19 protein-coding genes are annotated in these 21,184 nt (G+C 35.9%); 15 read left to right on the plus strand and 4 right to left on the minus strand.

Annotation, left to right across the window (positions count from 1 at the left end; translation table 11 throughout):
• Positions 1 to 96 precede the first annotated feature (96 nt).
• Positions 97 to 276: a diguanylate cyclase domain-containing protein gene (locus tag TR08_RS18570; protein WP_045520676.1), complete on the plus strand. Its 180-nt coding sequence runs from the start codon at positions 97 to 99 to the stop codon at positions 274 to 276.
• 149 nt (positions 277 to 425) lie between these two features.
• On the opposite strand, the gene TR08_RS18575 is transcribed toward TR08_RS18570, so the two are convergent.
• Positions 426 to 1,304 carry a LysR family transcriptional regulator gene (locus TR08_RS18575; protein WP_045520678.1) on the minus strand — a complete coding sequence of 293 codons (879 nt, stop codon included), beginning with the start codon at positions 1,302 to 1,304 and terminating at the stop codon, positions 426 to 428.
• A gap of 272 nt (positions 1,305 to 1,576) precedes the next feature.
• On the opposite strand from TR08_RS18575, the gene TR08_RS18580 reads away from it, so the two are divergent.
• The 13 genes from TR08_RS18580 (at position 1,577) to TR08_RS18655 (ending at position 17,439) form a co-directional block, all read left to right on the plus strand.
• Complete coding sequence (locus TR08_RS18580; protein ID WP_045520680.1) at positions 1,577 to 2,410, plus strand: alpha/beta fold hydrolase; 834 nt, start codon at positions 1,577 to 1,579, stop codon at positions 2,408 to 2,410.
• Between the two features lie 51 nt (positions 2,411 to 2,461).
• Positions 2,462 to 3,238: an SDR family NAD(P)-dependent oxidoreductase gene (locus TR08_RS18585; RefSeq protein ID WP_052427523.1), complete on the plus strand. Its 777-nt coding sequence runs from the start codon at positions 2,462 to 2,464 to the stop codon at positions 3,236 to 3,238.
• Between the two features lie 33 nt (positions 3,239 to 3,271).
• Positions 3,272 to 4,288, plus strand: coding sequence for an amidohydrolase family protein (locus tag TR08_RS18590; RefSeq protein WP_052427524.1), 1,017 nt, complete (start codon positions 3,272 to 3,274; stop codon positions 4,286 to 4,288).
• Between the two features lie 17 nt (positions 4,289 to 4,305).
• The gene (locus TR08_RS18595) at positions 4,306 to 5,571 is read left to right on the plus strand and encodes an aromatic ring-hydroxylating oxygenase subunit alpha (RefSeq protein ID WP_045520684.1); all 1,266 of its coding nucleotides are present in this window, start codon (positions 4,306 to 4,308) and stop codon (positions 5,569 to 5,571) included.
• Positions 5,568 to 6,047 carry an aromatic-ring-hydroxylating dioxygenase subunit beta gene (locus tag TR08_RS18600; protein WP_045520686.1) on the plus strand — a complete coding sequence of 160 codons (480 nt, stop codon included), beginning with the start codon at positions 5,568 to 5,570 and terminating at the stop codon, positions 6,045 to 6,047. Before TR08_RS18595 ends, TR08_RS18600 begins: the two co-directional genes overlap by 4 nt.
• Before the next feature lie 20 nt (positions 6,048 to 6,067).
• Positions 6,068 to 6,973: a VOC family protein gene (locus TR08_RS18605; RefSeq protein ID WP_045520688.1), complete on the plus strand. Its 906-nt coding sequence runs from the start codon at positions 6,068 to 6,070 to the stop codon at positions 6,971 to 6,973.
• A 1,438-nt stretch (positions 6,974 to 8,411) separates the two neighbouring features.
• Positions 8,412 to 10,073 (plus strand): sensor histidine kinase, encoded by a 1,662-nt coding sequence (locus TR08_RS18620; RefSeq protein ID WP_045520693.1) that lies wholly within the window; start codon positions 8,412 to 8,414, stop codon positions 10,071 to 10,073.
• Positions 10,070 to 10,837: a LytR/AlgR family response regulator transcription factor gene (locus TR08_RS18625; RefSeq protein WP_045520695.1), complete on the plus strand. Its 768-nt coding sequence runs from the start codon at positions 10,070 to 10,072 to the stop codon at positions 10,835 to 10,837. Before TR08_RS18620 ends, TR08_RS18625 begins: the two co-directional genes overlap by 4 nt.
• Before the next feature lie 147 nt (positions 10,838 to 10,984).
• Positions 10,985 to 12,232, plus strand: coding sequence for an L-lactate MFS transporter (locus TR08_RS18630; RefSeq protein ID WP_045520697.1), 1,248 nt, complete (start codon positions 10,985 to 10,987; stop codon positions 12,230 to 12,232).
• Positions 12,233 to 12,565: 333 nt separating this feature from the next.
• The gene (locus TR08_RS18635; protein ID WP_045520698.1) at positions 12,566 to 13,078 is read left to right on the plus strand and encodes a GNAT family N-acetyltransferase; all 513 of its coding nucleotides are present in this window, start codon (positions 12,566 to 12,568) and stop codon (positions 13,076 to 13,078) included.
• A 467-nt stretch (positions 13,079 to 13,545) separates the two neighbouring features.
• Positions 13,546 to 14,352, plus strand: coding sequence for a hypothetical protein (locus TR08_RS18640; protein ID WP_045520700.1), 807 nt, complete (start codon positions 13,546 to 13,548; stop codon positions 14,350 to 14,352).
• Between the two features lie 588 nt (positions 14,353 to 14,940).
• Entirely contained in the window at positions 14,941 to 15,528 is a 588-nt protein-coding gene (locus TR08_RS18645) for a dienelactone hydrolase family protein (RefSeq protein WP_045520702.1), read from the plus strand.
• Between the two features lie 939 nt (positions 15,529 to 16,467).
• Positions 16,468 to 17,439 carry a hypothetical protein gene (locus TR08_RS18655; protein ID WP_045520705.1) on the plus strand — a complete coding sequence of 324 codons (972 nt, stop codon included), beginning with the start codon at positions 16,468 to 16,470 and terminating at the stop codon, positions 17,437 to 17,439.
• Between the two features lie 692 nt (positions 17,440 to 18,131).
• Here the strand turns inward: TR08_RS18655 and TR08_RS18660 are convergent.
• From TR08_RS18660 to TR08_RS18670, 3 genes are all read right to left on the minus strand, one after another.
• Entirely contained in the window at positions 18,132 to 18,758 is a 627-nt protein-coding gene (locus TR08_RS18660) for an FMN-dependent NADH-azoreductase (protein WP_045520707.1), read from the minus strand.
• A gap of 71 nt (positions 18,759 to 18,829) precedes the next feature.
• Positions 18,830 to 19,414, minus strand: coding sequence for a DUF3238 domain-containing protein (locus TR08_RS18665; protein WP_045520709.1), 585 nt, complete (start codon positions 19,412 to 19,414; stop codon positions 18,830 to 18,832).
• Between the two features lie 142 nt (positions 19,415 to 19,556).
• A complete protein-coding gene (locus TR08_RS18670; protein ID WP_045520711.1) occupies positions 19,557 to 20,141 on the minus strand; it encodes a DUF3238 domain-containing protein in 585 nt (194 codons plus the stop codon).
• A gap of 151 nt (positions 20,142 to 20,292) precedes the next feature.
• Here TR08_RS18670 and TR08_RS18675 point away from each other — a divergent pair, with 151 nt between their 5' ends.
• Positions 20,293 to 20,766: a MarR family winged helix-turn-helix transcriptional regulator gene (locus tag TR08_RS18675; RefSeq protein WP_045520713.1), complete on the plus strand. Its 474-nt coding sequence runs from the start codon at positions 20,293 to 20,295 to the stop codon at positions 20,764 to 20,766.
• Positions 20,767 to 21,184: the final 418 nt, after the last annotated feature.

Genomic DNA, 21,184 nt, shown 5'->3' on the forward strand with positions numbered 1-21,184 from the left:
ATTGACAACTTTTTACATCTAAGAACAATCCTATTTTGAAGTTCATCCTCGAGCGGAAAAAGAAAGGTTTAAAATAAGTGAGCAGCCCCTATAGAAATGAAGATTCCTCATACTTTTTCCCCAGTGTCCAATCAAGTTACAATCAGCATTGGTCTTGCCACCGGAAATGTAGAAGATGAAATCACTCAGGTACTGGAAGATGCAGACAAGGCGCTATACAAATCTAAAACAAATGGACGCAACCGTGTTGAATTCTTTGAAGTACTCCCCACATAACAAGGTTGATGAATTGCGCATTTCATTATGAGATGTGCTTTTTCCGTTAGGACCCCAACCTAAAACTTGTATACCGTATACAAAAGTGGAATTTTTTCCCTTAAGTTGTTTAATGAAATTTTCGGTCACCCTTATAACGTAGATACAACTTATTTACCTAATTCGTGGTTGATAATTGAATAGATGATCTTTTTAACAGGTTGTTCTATAAGCGAATTTTTTCTGTATTGAACATAAACTTTGTTTGGTATATTTTCAATGCCCTTAATATCTTTAACGATTAATTTATTTGTTTCAACATCATTAACGCCAAGTGAAGTAGTAATGCCAACGCCTATTCCGCTTCCCACTACACTTTTCAGCATTTCGTTATTGCCTACTTCAATTCGCTTAATGCCTGAGATGCCTACCAGCTGTTGTTCAATTGCAGTCCAAAGCGGGGTATGCCGCTGATAGCAGATAAGTGTTTCTCCTTGCAGGTCAGCTGGTTTGACAATTTTTTGATGGGCTAACCGATGGTTTTCCCCACATATCAAAACTATTTTATCGTCAAACAAATGCTCCGAGATAAAATCTGATTTATTTGTATAAAAATTTCGTGTAAGCACTAAATCAAATTCACCAGTAACCAATTGTTCATTAAGACGGCCAGAATCCTCTCCTTCAAAAATAGAAACATCTAATTTATCAATAGAAATAATAGAAGATATTAATTCCGATATGAAAGAATATGAAAAACCAGGGGCGATTCCTACTCTTATTCTAGGGTAATTTGATGAACTGGTGGCTTCTTTTGAATGATCCATATACGTGAGTATACTGGTGGCATACTCAATAAAAATCTCACCTTCTTTCGTGAGGGTTGCGTTTTTTCCTTCGCGCTCAAATAAGGTACAACATAATTCTTCCTCTAATTTTTTTATTCGGGCAGTTACTGTTGGCTGCGTTACATTTAAAATTTCGGCCGCTTTGGAAAAATTTTTATGTTCAATAATTTTAAGAAAAGTTTCAAGTTGGATTGTATCCAAAACCATCACCCCAAATCCATTAATTTAATACTTAATATAAAAAATATTTTGAAAACTCACTTAAAACTAATGTTTTTTCAATTAGATTTAAGTAGGTTTAGGTTTTATCATAAAGGTAACAAAAGATTATTAAGTTTCAATCAAGGAAGTTTCTCTTACTATTCATGAATCTAGTAATAGAATACCAGAAAAAGTTTTCTTTTTGTGATTTTTCGAAAACCCTTTCATCTTTATGGATTGATTGAAACTACTTTTTAGAAGGAGTGTTGGCAATGGATGCAAATGCAAAGTATTTAGACGTTAAAGGTATTAATACTCATTATCATGAGAGTGGCCAAGGTGAACCTGTCCTATTAATTCATGGGTCAGGACCAGGAGTTACGGCTTGGGCAAACTGGAGACTTATCATCCCTAAGCTATCAAAAAACTTCCATGTATTCTCTCCTGATATTGTTGGATTTGGTTATACTGATAGACCAGAAAATATGGAATATGGAGTGGAAACTTGGACGCAGCATTTAATTGGCTTTATAGAAAAGATTGGGAAGGGCAAGGTTCATATAATAGGAAACTCTCTTGGAGGAGCATTGGCACTTCATATTGCAAAGAAAAGACCGGACCTAGTCGGGAAAATGGTGTTAATGGGAGCAGCGGGCATTAAATTCCCAGTTACATACGGTTTAGACAAGGTTTGGGGCTATGAGCCGAGTATCGCAAATATGAAAAGACTGTTAGAAATTTTTGCTTACAACCAAGAATTCGCAACAGATGAATTGGCAAAGCTGCGCTATGAAGCGAGTATACAACCGGGGCTTCAAGAAGCTTTTTCAAAAATGTTTACAGAACCGAGGCAGCCTAAACTCGATGCATTAGCTTTGCCAGCGGATGAGATTAAGCAAATTCAACATCAGGTGCTATTGATTCATGGTAAAAATGACATTGTGGTTCCCTATAAGGAAACAAGTCTAAGGTTATTAGAGATATTGCCAAACTCCGAGCTGCATGTTTTCTCTAACTGTGGACATTGGACCCAAATTGAGAAAAAGGATGAGTTCTCTCAGCTTTGTGAAAATTTTTTCCTTCGTAATGCAGTTGTCCATCAATAGAATTCTACAAAAATATCCAATGTTTTAGGGACAAAAGAGGTGATTTTAACCATGACAAAACAATCAAAACAGATCTCACTGAGGGGAAAAGTTGCAATCGTTACTGGCTCATCACGCGGTATTGGCAAAACCATTGCCCTAAAGCTTTCAAATGAAGGTGCCAATGTAATGATAACAGGTATAGAAGAAGACCTTACAAAGAACTCAGCTAATGAAATAGCTGAACAATCTGGGGCACAGGTAGAATATTATGTTGGCGATCTCTCCAAGGAAGAAAACGTAGTGGAAATGGTAGATAAAACGAAAAAAAAGTGGGAGAGAATTGATATTCTCGTAAATAATGCTGGTGGAGGCGTGATTCTTCCTTTCCTAGAACATACGACTAAAACACTTGAGACCACTATTAATCGAAACTTATGGACGGCAATCTGGTCTTCTCACAAGGTACTACCCCATATGGTCAGCCAAAATTATGGAAGGATTATCAATATTGGCGCTGATTCTGTCCGCAATGGCTTATGGGACCATGCAGCTTATAATGCTGCAAAGGGAGGGGTTCATGCATTAACTTCAGGGCTGGCAAGAGAATTTGCGGAATATGATATCACAGTCAATACCATTGCTCCCCCTGCGGTTGAATCAGAAGCTCTGGAGAATATAAGAAAAAAAGACCCAGAATTAGCAGAAAAATATATTGGGATTATCCCAAAGGGCAGAGGAGCATATGAAGAAGAGATTGCTGAATCTGTATGGTTTCTGGCAACTGACAAAGCAAAATTTATTACAGGTCAGGTTATTAGTGTTAATGGCGGAAGCACAATGCTTTAAAAAATGAATATAACACAGGAGGTTATAACACATTTGATAATAGATGTTCATACTCATTTTGTTCCACAACATTTGCCTGTGATGGCAGATCGTCTAGGTGGTGACAAGTGGCCAATCACAAATTGTGTTTGTGGGAAAGCGAATCATAAACATGTGATGATTTCAGGAAAGAACTTTAGAACAATAACAGATCAGTGTTGGAGTCCCCAACGCAGATTAAGTGATATGGATTATGAAAGCGTTTCCGTCCATGTGTTGTCACCCATGCCTGAACTGCTATCCTATTGGTTCAAAGCAGAGGATACACTTGATTTCTCTCGTTATATTAACAACCAGTTATCAGAATTCATCGAATCAAATCCTGATCGATTTTTGGGTTTGGGAATGCTGCCTCTACAGGATCCTGAGATGGCTGCAAAGGAAATAAAAAACCTCAAAAATGAATTTGGCCTGAAAGGGGTCGAAGTCGGAACGAACATCAACGGCAGATCGATTGGCGATCCTTATTTTACTCCATTCTTTGCTGAAGCAGAAGCGGAAGGGATCACCATTTTTATTCATCCCCTTCATCCTATAGGGAATGACCGAATCGTTGGACCGCCATCATTATCGGCTTTGATTGGCTTTCCGACCGAAAACGCTCTTGCAGCTGCTTCACTTATAACGAGCGGAATATTAGAGAAATTTCCTAAACTGAAGATCATTCTTAGTCATGGTGGAGGAAATTTTTCAACATTGCTTCCGAGATTAAACTACGGTTGGGAAATGATGGATGAAATTAGACAGATTTGTCCCAAGCGTCCAAGTGAATATGCAAAGATGATGTATTATGACACCTTAGTTTATGATGGGAAGACCTTGAAATATTTAATCGATCTCTTTGGTGCAAGCCAGTTAATGATAGGCTCAGATTATCCTTTTATCATTCGAGAGCAATTTCCAGGCCATTGGATTGACCAATTGAAAATAAGTCCCGAAATGATAAATGCCATCAAATACAAGAATGCTCTTCAGTTGTTTGGGATCAATAACTTTAACGTAATCGAATAATACAAGGGGGAACTTAGATGAAAAGGTATGTACTCGAGGATAAATTAAAGTCGGAATTTTCGGTTAACAGAAAGGTGTTTATAGATCAAGAAATCTTGGAAGTGGAACGTGAAGAGATTTTCAGCAAATGCTGGTTATTTATCGGACACAAATCAGAATTGCCTAAAAATGGAGATTTTAAAAGGAAAAAAGTAGGGGGTCGGAATTTATTATTCACCCGGGGAAATGATGGAGAAATTAGAGTTCTGTATAATTCATGTCCGCATCGAGGTGCCTTAGTTTGCCGTGAAAATAAAGGAAATTCAAAAGTATTCCGCTGCTTCTATCATGCATGGAGCTTCAATAATCACGGGGAATTGGTCGGAATGCCAGGGAGAGATGGATTTCCGGAAGATTTTAATTGTGACGGTTCCAAAAATTTAAAAGAGGTGTCACGCCTTGAGGCATTTCGTGGTTTCGTTTTTGTCAATTTTGATACAAATGCAATTTCTCTTGAAGAGTATTTAGGAAACGCAAAAGAATATATTGAACTTGTAGCAGATCAGTCTGATGTAGGAATGGAAATCTTAGAGGATCCGCAGGAATACAGTGTTCGGGCAAATTGGAAGCTATTAGCTGAGAATAGTGTGGATTCCTACCATGGCATGCCAACACATAAAACATATTTTGACATTGTCGCTACTCGTGGCGGTGAATTATCCAAGGATAACCTTCAAGGAGTAGGTATTGACTTGGGAAATGGCCATGCTGTTGTTGAATATACGGCACCTTGGGGTAGACCGGTAGCACGTTGGATTCCTGCATGGGGTGAAGACGGCAAAAAAGAAATTGAAGAGACAAAAAAGATGTTAATAGAAAAGTTTGGAGAAGAAAGAGCAGAAAGGATTTCCAGCTATAATCGAAATCTATTAATCTTCCCGAATCTCATAATAAATGACATTATGGCCATTACAATTAGAACTTTCTATCCAATCTCGTCGGATTATATGGAAGTAACAGGTTATGCGTTGGCACGTAAGGATGAAAGTGAAACATTCAGGCAGAGAAGGAACGATAATTTCCTTGAATTCCTTGGCCCAGGCGGTTTTGCCACACCAGATGATAATGAAGCACTCGAGCTTTGCCAAGAAGGTTTCGAAAATAATAAGGAAGTAGAATGGAATGATATTTCCAAAGGAATGAACCGAGAACAGCCGTTATCCAATGACGAGGAACAAATGCGTGCCTTTTGGCGCAGATGGAATGAATTAATGGTTGAGAATGCGATGGGGGTTAGAATATGAATATCAGTCGTCAGGAAATTGAAGATTTTTTATACCATGAAGCCGAGCTCCTTGATGAATGGAAACTTGAGGAATGGGCAGCTTTGTTTTCTTCAGAAGGTGTGTACCTAATTCCACCAATCGGGAACCCTGAGGCAAATGTCAATCATTCTTTGTTCTATGTAAATGACGACCGCGCTCGTTTAGACCAAAGGGCAAAGAGATTATTAAAAAAAGAGGCGCATGTTGAATATCCACATTCTACGACATTAAGAAACATTCATAATGTCAGAATAGTGGATCAGGATCCTGATGGAATTAAGGCGAGATGTAATTTTTCTACTTACAGGACAAAACGTGAAACCCTTGACTGCTTTGTTGGTGTTTCAGAATATACTCTGGTCGAAGAGAACGAGGAATTAAAGATTAAAGAAAAAAAGGTCATTCTTAAACTGGATAGTTTACGTCCGCATGGGAAAGTAAGCATCATACTATAGAGAATTAGGAGGTTTTAAAAATGTTTCGATACAAAAAAATAGGTTATGTTGCTTTGAATGTTAGTGATATTCATAAATCAACAAAATTTTACAAAGAAACGGTAGGATTACAGCATGTAGGGACGAACGAAAAGGGGATTTCGTTTTTACGATGCAGCAATGACCATCATAATGTCATCTTATATCCATCTATGGCATCAGGTATTAAACGAGTAGGTTTTCAACTTGAGAATGATAAACAATTAGAATTAGCTTATAACGAATTTGTGAAAAATGGATTAAATCCACGAGAGGTGTCTGCCGCTGAATCCGCTGAGTTAAAACAAGGCAGATCCTTCCGAATTGTCGAGCCAAACACAGGTCTTGAATTAGAGTTTTACAGCAAAATGATGCATATGATTAAAGATTTTGTACCTACACATACAAAGATTCAACGTTTGGGACATGTGGTTCTAAATTGTGTCGATGTAGAGAGCACCTTAAAATTCTTTGTGGAAAAATTAAACTTTATTGTTTCCGATCATTTAGGTGAAAATGCATGGATGCGCTGTTTCCCAAATAAGTTTCACCATTCTTTTGCCTTAATAAAAAGTACTGAAAATAAATTGCATCATGTAAATTTCATGGTACAAGACATTGATGATATAGGTATTTCAAGGAATCGGATTTTAAATGGAGATGTTCCAATTGCTTTTGGTCCAGGCCGTCATGAGCCTTCGGAAAGTATATTTTTCTACTTCCTTGATCCAGATGGTATGACGCTAGAATACAGTTTCGGTATGGAAGAATTTCCAGAAGAAAATGCAAGGGATGCCCGTTTGCTTGAGCCTGGTCCATGGACACTTGACAGATGGGGTGGAAAACCAAGCCCTCAGTTTGCATCAAAAGGGAAAATTGAAGAACAATTTAATAAATCTGAAAAGTAACTTTTAGAGTTTTTGTTCCATAATGCTCCAAAATTTTCCTTGTTATTCAATATTGTAATAGAAAAAGATTCATGCATCCGATTTTAGAAGCATGAATCTTTTTAAAAGTAGTTAGTAAAAAAATGAATAGGTGAGGTGGAGGAACAATGTTTTTCTTGTGCAAAAGACATGTTAAATATGGATTAAGATACTTACCCACACCACATATACAAAAAGCGGTTTTACGGCGCAAATGTAAATATTGTTCTCAAAAAGCTGCTTATCAAATGGGACTTTTCCTTCAAGTGCAAAGGTATGGTGAAAAAAGAGCTTATTTTTTTAAAGTTTGATTTTTATTAGGAAATGGATGGGCTATTTGATTACCAAAATTAAAAATTTCGCAGCAATGTTGGCAGAAGCAGAATCTTCCAAGACTGGTATGGATCCAATAACCAAAATAGAACCAAATTTATCCATTGGACATGCCTATTCCATCCAGTTAGAAAATATTTATAAAAAACTAAGTAGTTTAATAAGTTACGCCGAGAATAAAAGTATGAATACAGTTTTTTTATTCTATAGAGAAATTGTCGGAACCGCAGGCTTCAACAGAATAAATCGGTCTAACAAGAATTGGTTATTGGCTCGGAGTAGAATATCAATGCAAAGGCATTGACCAATCAAACGATCCAAAGCGTTGCAATTATGACAACGATATTTTAGTGTCTACCGCAAAAGTGATAGAAAAACACGAGAAAGAATATCTTCCGAATCCGGCTGATATTCACATGAACATAGAAGGATATCAAGTAGTAGCGAAAGAATTTTGGAAAGCAATCCAAAAAATAAGTAAATAATCATTTGATTAAGAAATAAAGCGCAAAGATTATCTTGAGAACTGGATAATCCTCTGCGTTTTTTATTTTTATATTTTCTTAACTACTTAAATTAGGAGACGTATATTCAAAAGAATGCTTACACATAAAAAATAGAGATTAGCTCAACTAATAGATCCTCCACAACTCGTAGAAGTGATTATAGATTTATATGGTACAGATAAGTATGCAAAAGACAAATACATAAGAAGAATTATTGAATATATAAATAACCTTAATCACACCTTGCAATTTGGCTTGGTTGCATGCGAAATGTCTTAGAGATTTATTAAATCTATGAGGTGAAACAATGTTTATAATTGATAAAAATAAATAAAATGTCTCTTCCATCCGAAGCCTCATTAGCCTCTAGGTATTACATACATTTCTGCATCAGATAAATACTTTTCCAGATTTCTCACCAGTTATCTAAGGTGTAAACGTGCATCTATTTTACTTACCGCTATTTTTTGATTAAAATAATACAGTTAATGTTTAACAGTTTCTAACTCAAATAACATTAAAAAGCAGACTTTTCCTATAAAACGTCCATCATCTATGGTTAAATTGAAAGGGATTTTTCGATGAATACATCATTAGAAATGCTGATCCATTTGTTTGAACGAGCTGCTTTGCTGTTGATTTGCCTATTTTTTATGATTAGGATTCCGAGATTTAAGGAATCCCTTCAAAAAGATCAACATTCTCTCATAGAGCGGCTTGTGATTATCCTTATGTTTTGCTTATTTGCTATTTTTGGTACCTATTCTGGGATTAATGTCGAAGGATCACTGGTGAATACCAGAATTATCGCTGTTGTTTCGGGAGGTATTTTGTTTGGTCCTTGGGTGGGGATTATTTCAGGTGTCGTCTCAGGCATCCATCGCTATTTGATTGATATTGGCGGAGTCACATCGATCCCATGCTTATTTACCAGTATTATTGCCGGTATTGTTTCAGGTTATATTAATCGTAAGGTGAAAAGGTCGTTACGATGGATCTATGGAATCATGGCTGGAATGCTTTGTGAAGTATTGACCATGCTGTTGATTCTTGCCATGTCAGAACCATTTTCACTCGGTTTGGATATCGTTTCGAAAATTGCCTTTCCTATGATTGTAGGAGAGGTTAACATAGGACTGATTGTCTTGCTCGTCATGAGTGTTGAGGGGGAAAAGGAAAGGATAGCGGCACGACAAGCCAAGTTAGCATTAGATATCGCCAATAAGACACTGCCTTATTTTCGCTCCATTAATTCAGATTCATTAAGGAAGATTTGCAGGATTATTAAAAATGAAATTAAGGCCGATGCTGTGGCCATTACAGATAATCATAAAGTGCTCGCCTATGTTGGCATCGGCGAAGAGCGATATGTGACGGGTCAGGAAATCATTAGTGATTTGACGAAAGAAGCGGTTCGAACCGGGAAGTCGATCATTCGAAATCAAATTGCCGATCACCATACGCCTCAAATTCACTCTCTGCTGATTGTCCCTTTTGAGGAACATGGAGAGGTAACGGGAACACTAAAAATCTACTATCTCAAAGCCAATAAGATGACATATTCGCTTCAAACGATGGCAATTGGCCTATCGCAGATTATTTCTACTCTAATGGAGGTTTCCCGAATTGAACAGATGAAGGAAGCAGCGAATAAGGCAGAGCTGAAGGCACTTCAAACAAAGATCAATCCGCACTTTTTGTTTAATGCCCTCAATGCTATTGCCTCCACGACACGAAAGAATCCGGAAAAGGCACGTGAGTTGATTATCAATCTATCTGGTTATATGCGTTACAATTTAGAGATAAGTGATCAATTCATTGACATCCATAAAGAATTGGAGCAGGTCCGCGATTATGTGGAAATTGAAAAAGCCCGTTTCGGAAACCGTCTCACTGTAGAATATGATGTTGATGAAGTAAATGTAAACATTCCAAGCCTTCTCATTCAGCCTTTAGTAGAGAATGCTATTGTTCATGGCATCTTAAAGAATAAAGGTCCTGGAGTTGTTTCCATTTCAGTTAAGGATTTGGGAGAAAAAGTAAGAGTCACCGTCAAGGATACAGGTGCAGGGATCAGTGAAGATGTTATCTACCATTTGCAGCATGATACCGTGCCCGCGAACAAAATTGGCTTGTATAATGTTCATCAACGAGTGAAACTGATATATGGGAATGGCCTGGTGATTCACCGATTGTCACCTGGAACAGAAGTTTTTTTTGAAATTGAAAAGGAGAATCTATGAAAGCGATCATTGTGGAAGATGAAATTCCAGCTCGAGAAGAATTGGAGTATTTAATTGAAGCCTATAGTGAAATCGAAGTGACTCATTTCTTTGATGATGGCTTAGATGTGTTGAAATTTCTGCAAGAGCAAGAAACAGATGTCATCTTTTTGGATATTAATATTCCATCCCTTAATGGTATGCTCTTGGCTAGTACCATTAGCAAATTTTCCAAAAGACCGTTTATTGTCTTTACCACAGCCTATAAAGAACATGCGGTAGAAGCATTTGCGCTTGAGGCCTTTGACTATGTCCTAAAGCCCTATGATGAAAAGCGGATTGCAGCGATGTTAAACAGACTTGAATCTGCTTATAAACGAGATTACACTGAGGTTTTAATCCCAGAAAGAAACCAGAATGCAAGGGGTCAGGAAGAGAAGGCCCATGCAAAGGCTTCTAACCGAATCAATTTAAAGAAGAACGACAAAATTATCGTAACAGATGCAAATGACATTTATTATGCGGAAGCAAGTGAAAAGGTGACATTGGTTTATACACAGAATGAAGTGTATACGATGCAGATGAGTATAACGGAATTTCATAATCATCTACCAGAGGACATGTTCTATCGCTGTCACCGATCTTACTCGGTTAACATAACGAAAATTCGCGAAATTGTCCCATGGTTTAATCAAACCTACGTGTTGCGACTAAAAGATCTTATCGCTGAAATCCCTGTAAGCAGAAGTAAGGTGAAAGAGTTTCGACAAATTATGCAGCTATAATCTCCATTCATTCCGAATAATAAGCATTTCATTCTGAAAACGATTTCTTCCTCTTTTTTCAATGGTATTATGATCACGTGAACAGGATAATTAAAAATTACTCATGATAAAATGATCATTTTAATTGAAAGAAAAGAGGAGAATATAATGAAAACAACCTTGGATCGTCGATGGTTGATCGTTGTAGGGACCATCATCGTACAAATGGGATTAGGTACTATTTATACTTGGAGTCTTTTTAACCAGCCCTTGGTAGACCATTTTGGCTGGGAGCTTAATTCCGTTTCTTTGACTTTTTCTATTACCAGCTTAGCCTTGGCATTATCCACGTTGGTAGCCGGCAAGCTGCAAGATAAATGGGGTATACGCCGTCTACTTACAGGTGCTGGCATTGTGCTTGGAGCCGGATTAATCATTAGCTCCCAAGTATCTTCCCTGTGGATGCTATATATTCTGGCAGGTGTCATTGTGGGTGCAGCGGATGGTACTGCCTATATCACTTCATTATCAAATTTAATTAAATGGTTTCCGGAACGAAAAGGATTAATTTCTGGCATTTCGGTTGGAGCATACGGTACAGGCAGTTTGTTATTCAAGTTCATTAATGGGTCATTAATCGAATCGGTCGGGGTTACCCAAGCATTCTTTTATTGGGGATTAATCGTCTTAGTTATGATCGTGGGTGGATCATTTTTAGTGAAGGAAGCAAAAATTGATCGTGAGTTGACCGTTCAAAATGGCAGTATTCAAAAGGATTACACCGTGAAAGAAATGTTGAGAACGAAGGAAGCATATCTCTTATTTGTGATTTTCTTTACAAGCTGTATGAGCGGATTATTTCTAATTGGAATGGTGAAGGACATCGGTGTTAAAATGGCAGGGCTTGATATTGCAACAGCAAGTAATGCGGTGGCATTGGTAGCAATCTTTAATACAAGCGGACGGATCATTCTTGGAGCATTATCCGATAAAGTTGGTCGCCTGCGAGTGGTATCCTGTACATTACTGGTTACGGCAGCCGCGGTTACAGTATTAAGCTTTGTCCATCTTAACTATGGATTGTTCTTTGCATGTGTCGCAGCGATTGCGTTTTGTTTTGGCGGTAATATTACCGTATTTCCAGCCATCGTAGCGGATTTCTATGGTTTAAAAAATCAAAGTAAGAACTATGGAATTATTTATCAAGGATTCGGTATTGGTGCCATCTCTGGTTCTTTTATTGCCACTTCATTAGGCGGAGTTATTCCTACCTTTAAGCTGATTGCCGTTTTAAGTATTGTATCGGTCATCATAGCTATCATGATAAAAGCACCGGGCACTGGGAAGTCCACTACAAAGGTTAAAAGGAATACCGGTAAAATCGATAGCCTGACACCAGATACACGTGCGAGTTAATAGCGTGGCCAATTAAAATAGTGGAACCATTATATGGAATGAAATAGTGTGTTGAAAAGAAAAGTATTTGGCGCGTTTCTCTAAATAATCTCTTTTGTGCAGACAGATTGAAAACTGTCTCATGGAAAAGTTGCTATCGGTGTAGTTTGCTGAGAATATCATAATGGCCCGTTTTAAAAGAGAAATCAAGTTTTTAACTTGGTTTCTTTTTTTTTTCGATTGAGAGGGAGTTGATTTAAAAAGGATTAATGCTCTGTTTGTTGAATTTATTAAACTAACATAGTCAGGTTAGTATGAAATAGATTAATTACTTATGAAATTGGGGGTCTCTAAATGATTAATACCTTTACTATTCGTCGAGCAATTGAGGATGATGCTGATCAAATTATTATGCATACAAAAATTGTATTAACAGAAAATCCTCATGTAATGGGTACCACATTTGAGGAATTTAATACTACTACCGAGGAAGAAAAGGATTGGATAAACTCCCATGATAAACAAGGTTTATTATTAGTTGCTGAAGTAGATGGAAATATAATTGGAATACTTAGTTTTCGTTTATCCCCACGTAAAAAATTTAGTCATCAAGGCCTCTTTGGAATGAGTATCCAAGAAAAGTTCACGAATAAAGGTATTGGGAGATCCTTAATTAAAGAACTTTTAGAATGGGCTAAAGAAGATAATAGAGTAGAAAAGATTTCTCTAGAGGTATTTTCCAATAATGAAAGAGCGATTCATTTATACAAAAAGTTTGGATTCACAGAAGAAGGCAGACGAAAAAAGCAAGCTAAATTAAGCTCAAATGAATATGTAGATGATATTTTGATGTGTAAATTTATTTAATTTTAGGCTCTGTTAAACTTAGTTGTTGATTTCCGTTCCGGGCACTTCGCTTTCCGCGGGCGACCGCCGAGCCTCCTCGACACTGCGTGTCTGCGGGGTCTCGCCTGTCTCGCTTCTCCCGCAGGAGTCTTCGTGCCCTCCACTCCAATCAACAAGTGGTCAAAAAACAACATTATTCTTTAACAAAGCCTAATTTTAATATAACATTCGTAGGGGAATTTTAAGATATCGATAATAAATTGAAAATGTCACAAAATTTGATACTAGGTTTAACTATGTAAAGATTGCCCTTAGAGACGGAACACTCTAAGGGATTTTTTTGTCATTTCTTATGAAACCATAAATTTACAAATGTATAACTAAGAAAGATGATTGTTTTTTATTTTTCATATTCTCCATATACGAAGTGGTAGAATAGATTTATCTAAATTTGTACTAAGTATGAAAAGTATTAAAAGGAGGTTCACATGGGAGTTATTCCAGTACAGCAACGTGATAACGTCGGTACATATAAAAATCTTCGTTCATTATTTGAAAAAAATATAACGGTTAACAGTATCTCAGAGGTTTTAGATAGGTGCAATGTGAGAGATCAAGCACTACAGATTAGAAACCAAATGGTTTTAAAAGACTATGACGTAATTGGAGTCGAAGAGAATACTATTGTTATAGGTTATGTACTAAGAGATGATTTGAGCGACGGAACGTGTAAGGATTATTTTCGCAGCTTTAGCCCATCGGAGCTCGTTTCGGATTCCACACCACTGCTTCATACGCTATATATTTTTAAGAACACTGAAAGACTTTTCGTTATAGAGGGTAACCGGATTACCAAAGTGGTGACGCTAGCCGATCTCCAGAAACCACCGATTCGAATGCTTTTATTTGGAGTTATTTCATTGGTAGAAATGCATCTATATCGAATCATTAGTAAGTTTTTTGCAGAAGATAGCTGGAAAAGACACTTAAGTGCCAAAAGAATCGAACAGGCAGATGAATTATTTTTACAAAGAAAATCAAGAAATGAAGCGATTCAACTAAGTGATTGCTTACAACTTTGTGATAAAAGGGACATCGTATTAAGCGAGCAACCTTTAAGAGAGCTTTTGGGTATTGAATCAAAAAGTAAAGGTAAGGATTTCTTCAAGAAATTAGAAACCCTGCGCAACAATCTAGCCCATTCACAAGATCTTAATACGCAAAATTCCTGGAATGAAATGATCTTATTAATCGAACAGACAGAGAAGATATTAGAAGAATGTGAAAAAATTTAAGAAATACTGGTATAGGAAACAATAAACGACCCACCAATTGTCATATTGGTGGGTTCATTTTTAAGTTAAGATTTACCTGAATTACCTTTTATAAAACAGCATTTGGCAGATATCATCAACTGTATTTTAGGACACTAATCGATGCTTTCAGCAGAAAATACATTCTTTGTTATAAATCCTGATTTGGATAACCCAGAAGCAAGTGGGAGAATTTAGGCTATATCACGCCCGTTTGTTGAAAATTGAAAAATAAGAAAGAACCACAAACTGGCTCTTAGGTTATCGAGAAAAGGATTCCGTTTTGAGGTGCTTTTTGAATAAATGGCATGAGAAATGACATAGGAATTAGCATATGTCATTTTCATTATTTACCAAGGATTTTAGCTCCTTTTAATGAGTTTTGACATCAAAATTGACAACATTTTTTATAGAGGACAATAAGTATTGTACAATTAAAAAGGAAGCCAAAATGACTGTCAATTTTAATGCTATCTGATGTACCATTATTTCGAGGGTCTTATTGAACTAGAAATGATATAATATGGTATTTATTTGAATAATGGGAGTAGCTGTTCAAGGAGGTACAAAATGATTCAAATACACAAAAAGTCTGGTACTTTAATCATTGTAATACACGAAATTTATGGAATTAACCAACATATGCAGAGTTTTTGTGAATTATTATCAAAACAAAGTTTTGATGTCATTTGCCCAAATTTATTAGAACGAGAGACACCTTTCGATTATTTTCAAGAGGAAGTTGCTTATCGTAATTTTATGGAGAACGTTGGATTCGCTTACGCTATGCATAAAATAAAAGATATATTATCAGATGTTAAAGATGAATACGAAAAAATATTTATCATTGGATTTAGTGTAGGGGCAACTGTTGCTTGGTTGTGTAGTGACGAAGAATGTGTCGATGGAGTAGTTGGATACTATGGTTCACGTATTAGGAATTATGTGGAATTAACACCACAATGTCCTACAATGCTATTCTTTCCGCAAGAAGAAAAATCATTTAATGTGGACGAGTTAATTTCAACTTTAGAAAATATCGAAATACATAAATTTAACGGAAAACACGGATTCAGTGACCCTTACTCTCCACAATATAATGAAAAATCAGCACAAAAAGCATTTAGTGAAATGGTAAATTTTTTAATGAAACATTAATTAAATATACAGAGGTGTTATTAAGCCTTATGTTAAAAAGGGGATTGCTACCGCGATCCCTTTTGTTCTTCCACTAAAGGGCAGGATAGTTGAAGAGTGGAGTTTAATTTTTGTTTAACAATCGGTCTCAATTCTTTAATAAGAACAAGCCTTCTTTTAAATTGGGGCATTCAATGTTAGCATTGTGCACTAGAAAAGATGACTCCAATACAGTACCGAAGTCATCTCTTATGTGCCTAGTATCAAGCATTGTTATCAAATAAGAGTAGCTATTAATCTTATCAAGTCCTCGTTTGAAATGCAGGCTTGACCAATTGGAGTATCGATACAAATTTTAAAATCATCAGGTTCAGGATTTGTAACATCGGTCTCAATCTTAACGTAGGTTTTTGCTTTATTAGCGTAGACCCCGCTAGTTATACATTTTTTAAATTTTTTAAAAAACAAGCTAATGTGATGATAACTGTTCAACATATTTTCATTCTCTGTGGTGCAGCGAAGATTTTACTGCTGCATGGATGGCTAACGGGTACAAGACTTAAAGATCAAAGCTGTCATTTAGACAGCTTTTCATATTGTGCTAACGTAAGCAGTTTAGTTTAATAAGACTTTATATAATTAAGAGATTTACATACATAGAAATACTATGTTTTTTTATGAATATCCAAAGGAGAATACATAGGAATCGTCGCCTTTTTTATTTCTTTAATTTTTGGAGGGCTTGCAGTATCAATTTCCCCTATTTTTGATTCGGTGACCTTGTCAACGGGGAATAGAAATCAGACCCAGAGTACAACGACGACGGTTTTAAGGGAGTGCGTAGAAGGACGTTCGCGATAAGTCTCGTTAATAGAGACCGCATTGATGTTTATTTACCTGTCTTAAAAGAAATATTATATTAGTAACCCTCTATAATCATTATACTTAGGAGCGATAGACATGAATAAAAAGCATATCATTATTATTCACGGACGTGCTATAAAACCTCAACCTCATGTCAAAGAGAGGCTGGTTTTAACCTCGCTTATTGAAGGTATAAGAAGACTTGATAAAAAAGTAGCAAAGTCCATTGAAGAAGAAAAAGTCAAAGTAACTTTCATTTATTATGGTGATGTATCTAATAGAATACTGGTTGATAAAAAACCGGAAGTAAAAAAAGGTATGATTTGTATTGATGGTAAGTGGTATGTTCCGGATGACGAATATGATAAGTCTTTAAAGAAACTACTAAGGAGATCTTTAGAGGACCATACAGGAGATGATTATAGTCAACTAAAGGATAAAGAGATAAAATTAGGCGATGATTTGGCTCCATACGTTAGTCCCATCATGGCTGCAGTGGGTATTACTCAAAGGATAATTGAAAAAAATATGCCTGATTTAGATTCTTATCTGAATAGCCGTGTTGTTGGATCTGAAATACGGGAAAGACTACAATGTAAATTGAAGGATGCACTATTGGCAGGAGATGATATTGCACTTGTATCTCATAGTATGGGATGCATTGTAGCATATGATGTATTATGGAAATTTTCGCGGATGAGTGAATATCGGGAACTTTGGGACAAGAAAATACCGTTATGGATGACTTTGGGAAATCCACTAGGCGAGCTAAGTGTGAGAGAGAGTCTATATGATTCCGATGAGCCCAAGGATGGAAAGTATCCCAAAAATATCGTTAACTGGATAAATATTAATGCAAATGATGATTATGTTGCACATGATGGTGATATTAAAGATGACTTCATACAAATGCTTCATAAAAATCTAATTGAAAATATTGAAGATATTCAAAGAATCTACACTTTTTGGAAGGATAATAATGGACATTGTAATCCACATAAGTTATATGGATATTTAAATCATCCAACTATTGCTGAAAAATTAATAAATTGGATTTCTGATAAATAAAAAACAGTTTGAGCATTTTCCCTCAAACCCTCCTAAACTAAATATTATTTTACACAACTTAATTACAAATGCTATTTTTGCATATCCAATCTCAAGTTTTGCAAAAAAAGAATTATACATTGATTCGATTAAGTCAACTTCCAATTTATTCTTCTATATTTTCTAGGGCATTTTTATTGTATGGGTTTCAATATCTTTTAGAAGTAAAAGGTAAAGAAAATTGTAAAAAAGGGGTCGACTTTACTTAGTCAGATTTACGAAGTAGATTGTGAAGAATTGTACTTAAAGTAATGGGTAGCTTTACTTGAATAAGGAGTAAGGCTTTTTTCTTCTTCAACTAAAGAAGCAGTTTAGTGGAAGATGCCAGATTGATATTTGTTCAACAATCGGGCCAGATTGTGGAAGATAATTTTAAAAGAAAATTCGATATTTGTTGGTGAGATTTTGAAGGATTGTACTTAAGCTAAAGAACAGAATAGTTGAAGAAGGAAATCAAGTTTATATATATTTTGTCCATCAACTTTTCATTGTAATGTAACACTTCTTTCTATCGTTTTATAAGATTAAAATGGAATTATTACATCAATTGGGTTCTAACTCCTCCAAATGTAGCAAGATAAGAGAATAAAAAAGCAGTACCACCGCTATAAAAGTGTTGGTACTGCTATATTGAGTGACAAGTTTTTTATTAATTAGAACGTACTTGCTACTTTAACAGCTTTTTCAAGCCCTGCAGCAATAATTTCTTCTGCTTTATCTGGGAATTGATTGTGACCTTCAATCACTACTTTCTCTATATTTTTTACACCGAAGAAGCTCATCATACTTGCTACATATTTAACAGCCATTTCTACTTCAGCTTTTGGTCCTTCAGAATATACACCGCCACTTGCGTTTAATAATACAATTTTCTTATCTCCAATCAGACCTACTGGACCTTCTGGCGTATATTTAAATGTTTTGCCTGCGCGGTTTAAATAATCAATATATGAGTGTAGTACAGCCGGAATTGTTAAGTTCCATAATGGGAATCCAAACACAACTTTATCAGCTGCAAGGAATTGTTCTAAATATTTATCAGCAACAGTTACTGCTTTTGCTTCTTCTGCTGTTAAATTAAGTCCTCTACTAGCCTTAAATGTACCGTTAATCATATCTACTCCTACATATGGCAATTCTTCCTTGTATAAATCAAGTTCTACCACTGTATCATTTGGATGGGATTCTTTATAGCTTGCTAAAAAAGCCTCATATAATTTCACACTCACCGCTTGGTTTGCGGGGCGATTGTTTGCTTTTACAAATAAAACTGATGTCATTCTCTTTTCCTCCTGTTACTCACTCTTATGTTGTTATATATTTATTTACTAAAAAGGGAATCCTATTGTCTTTACAATATCTTTTTAAAACTATATTCCATGTCTCCACCTAGAGCTTCAGCTGTATCACCAGTTTCTCTGAAGTCATGTGTATGAATCTTTTCAAACGGACCAAAGTTTACTTGCTTATAAAATTCATAACAAGGGAATCCGTCATGTGCACCTTGAATATCGATAGTACCATCTTTTTTGACATGTACAGTTAATAGATAATCAACGGGAGGTGCATATACATTTAATGGGTTGCTAGCACTAGCACTCATTTGAAATTTGACGTCATCTGACCTCCATACAACATCAGTGCACAAAATACCTTCCGTACTAGCTTTTCCTGTTTTTTTATTAACGGAACCATCAGGAGTTGTGATTCTTTCTGTTGTTATGCCAGTATTCGCATATGTGAAGATTTCTTTTTTATAAAAATCTACAACTACTTCTTGTTCAATTCTGGAACGCATAGCGTTTACAGCATATGGTGTAAATTCACGTGAGTCACCTTCGAATTGAATCACGTTTCCTGTTTGAGTATCCTTCTTAGATTCAGTCCAAGACATTGGAATAAATACACTTGCTCTAACTTTAACGATATTAGTCATGAGACACACCTCTATGATTTTTAATTTTATTTTAGATAATAATATTGAGCCATTGTGCAAAACAGATCGCAATTTCTTTCGTATAAATTATTGCTTTTCCTTTAATATTTGCTGCTTGTAAACTTCTACTTAGTATTTATATCTAGATTGTCGTTTTAAAACTGTATTCCATTTCCCCAGCTAGCGCTGCTGGAGTGTCACCAGTTTTTCTGAAATCATGTGTATATATTAATTCAAATGGACCAAAATCTGTTTGTTTATAAAATTCATAGCAGGGGAACCCATCATGTGCACCTTCAATTTGTGCAACACCACTCTTGTTAACATGTATAGTTAATAAATAATCAGCCGCAGGTGCTGCTGTATTTAAAGGATTGCTTGCACTTGCCCTCATTTCAAAAGAAACTTCATCAGTGCCCCACACAACATTAGTACATACAATATTTTCTGTACTTGTTTTTCCTTTTTTATAATCAATAGAACCATCTGGATTTGTAACTTTTACAGTTACGATACAAGCATTTGTATATGTGAAAATTTCTTTTTTATAAAAATCAATAATCACTTCTTGCTCTAATCTTGACCGCATAGTGTTTACAGCGTTTGGTGTAAATTCACGTGCATCACCAGTGAATTCGAATATCTTTTCTGTTGCAGGATCTTTAATAGGTTCCAACCAAGCATACGGTGCAAATACACTTCCTCTAATTTTAACGATGTTAGCCATGAGAACCATCCATAATGTATTAATTTTGTTTCGGTGAATCCTATTTCTTTTATAATTGAACTGTGGTCAACTTGATTGACTACATTGTGTATAGTACAATGGATTTTAAATAAAGTCAACCTAATTGACTTTATTTAAGGAGGTTTTATGTATGAATCATGAAGTATTTAGTGAATTGGATCTTACATCACTTTTATCATTATCCTTTAGTACATCAATTAATGAATTACATGACAGATTGAGTGAATTGGGATTTGGAGATATTAGACCTGCACATGGTTTTATGTTTAAATGCATCACTCCCAATGGAGCAACAGGTATAGAACTAGCCGAATATTTAGGAATTACAAAGCAGGCTGTGAGTAAAATGGTGGATTATCTTGAGAAAAGTGGCTATGTAATGCGCAAAGCTCATCCCACTGATAAGAGAGGGAAAATTATTGTTTTGACCGAACGAGGTTGGTTAGTAGTGAAAGCAAAAGAGAAGATACTAACTGAGATTGAGCAACGTTGGATTGAAAACATAGGTGCTGAACGCCTGCAAATGCTCAAAGAAGATTTAACAAAATTAGTTTATGAAGAAAATGAAGATAAACTATCATCGAGGTTAAGACCTGTCTGGTAATTATAGAGTTTATAAAGGGAACTTTTAATCGTGCTTAAATTCGTACTAACAGTACAGCATTCCTGTAATGATATAAATTAGCAGCAAGGTTTGTGAAGAATTGTACGAGAGCGTTAGTTCAAGAAAAACACGCTAAAATTCATTTGTGTTTCTATTTTCGTTGTTCCATTAAAGGGCGCTTTTCTTTAGTAAGAAGGCGTCTTTTTGGTATGCCCCTATAAATGAAGGGATTAGATTTTGTTAAGGTTAAAAAAGATTGTGAAGATTTTCACTTAAACTAACGGGTGCAAGAGTTAAAGATTGGGATGGCTGCGGCGATCTCTTTTTTTATTGCACTAACGAAGCAGGTGTGCGGCCGAGCCTAGGTCGTATCATATAGCGGGTGGAATTCCCGTCGAGTAAGAACTAGCCATTCGCT

This window comes from Neobacillus niacini, from assembly GCF_000759675.1.
GTDB lineage: Bacteria > Bacillota > Bacilli > Bacillales > Cytobacillaceae > Neobacillus > Neobacillus niacini_A.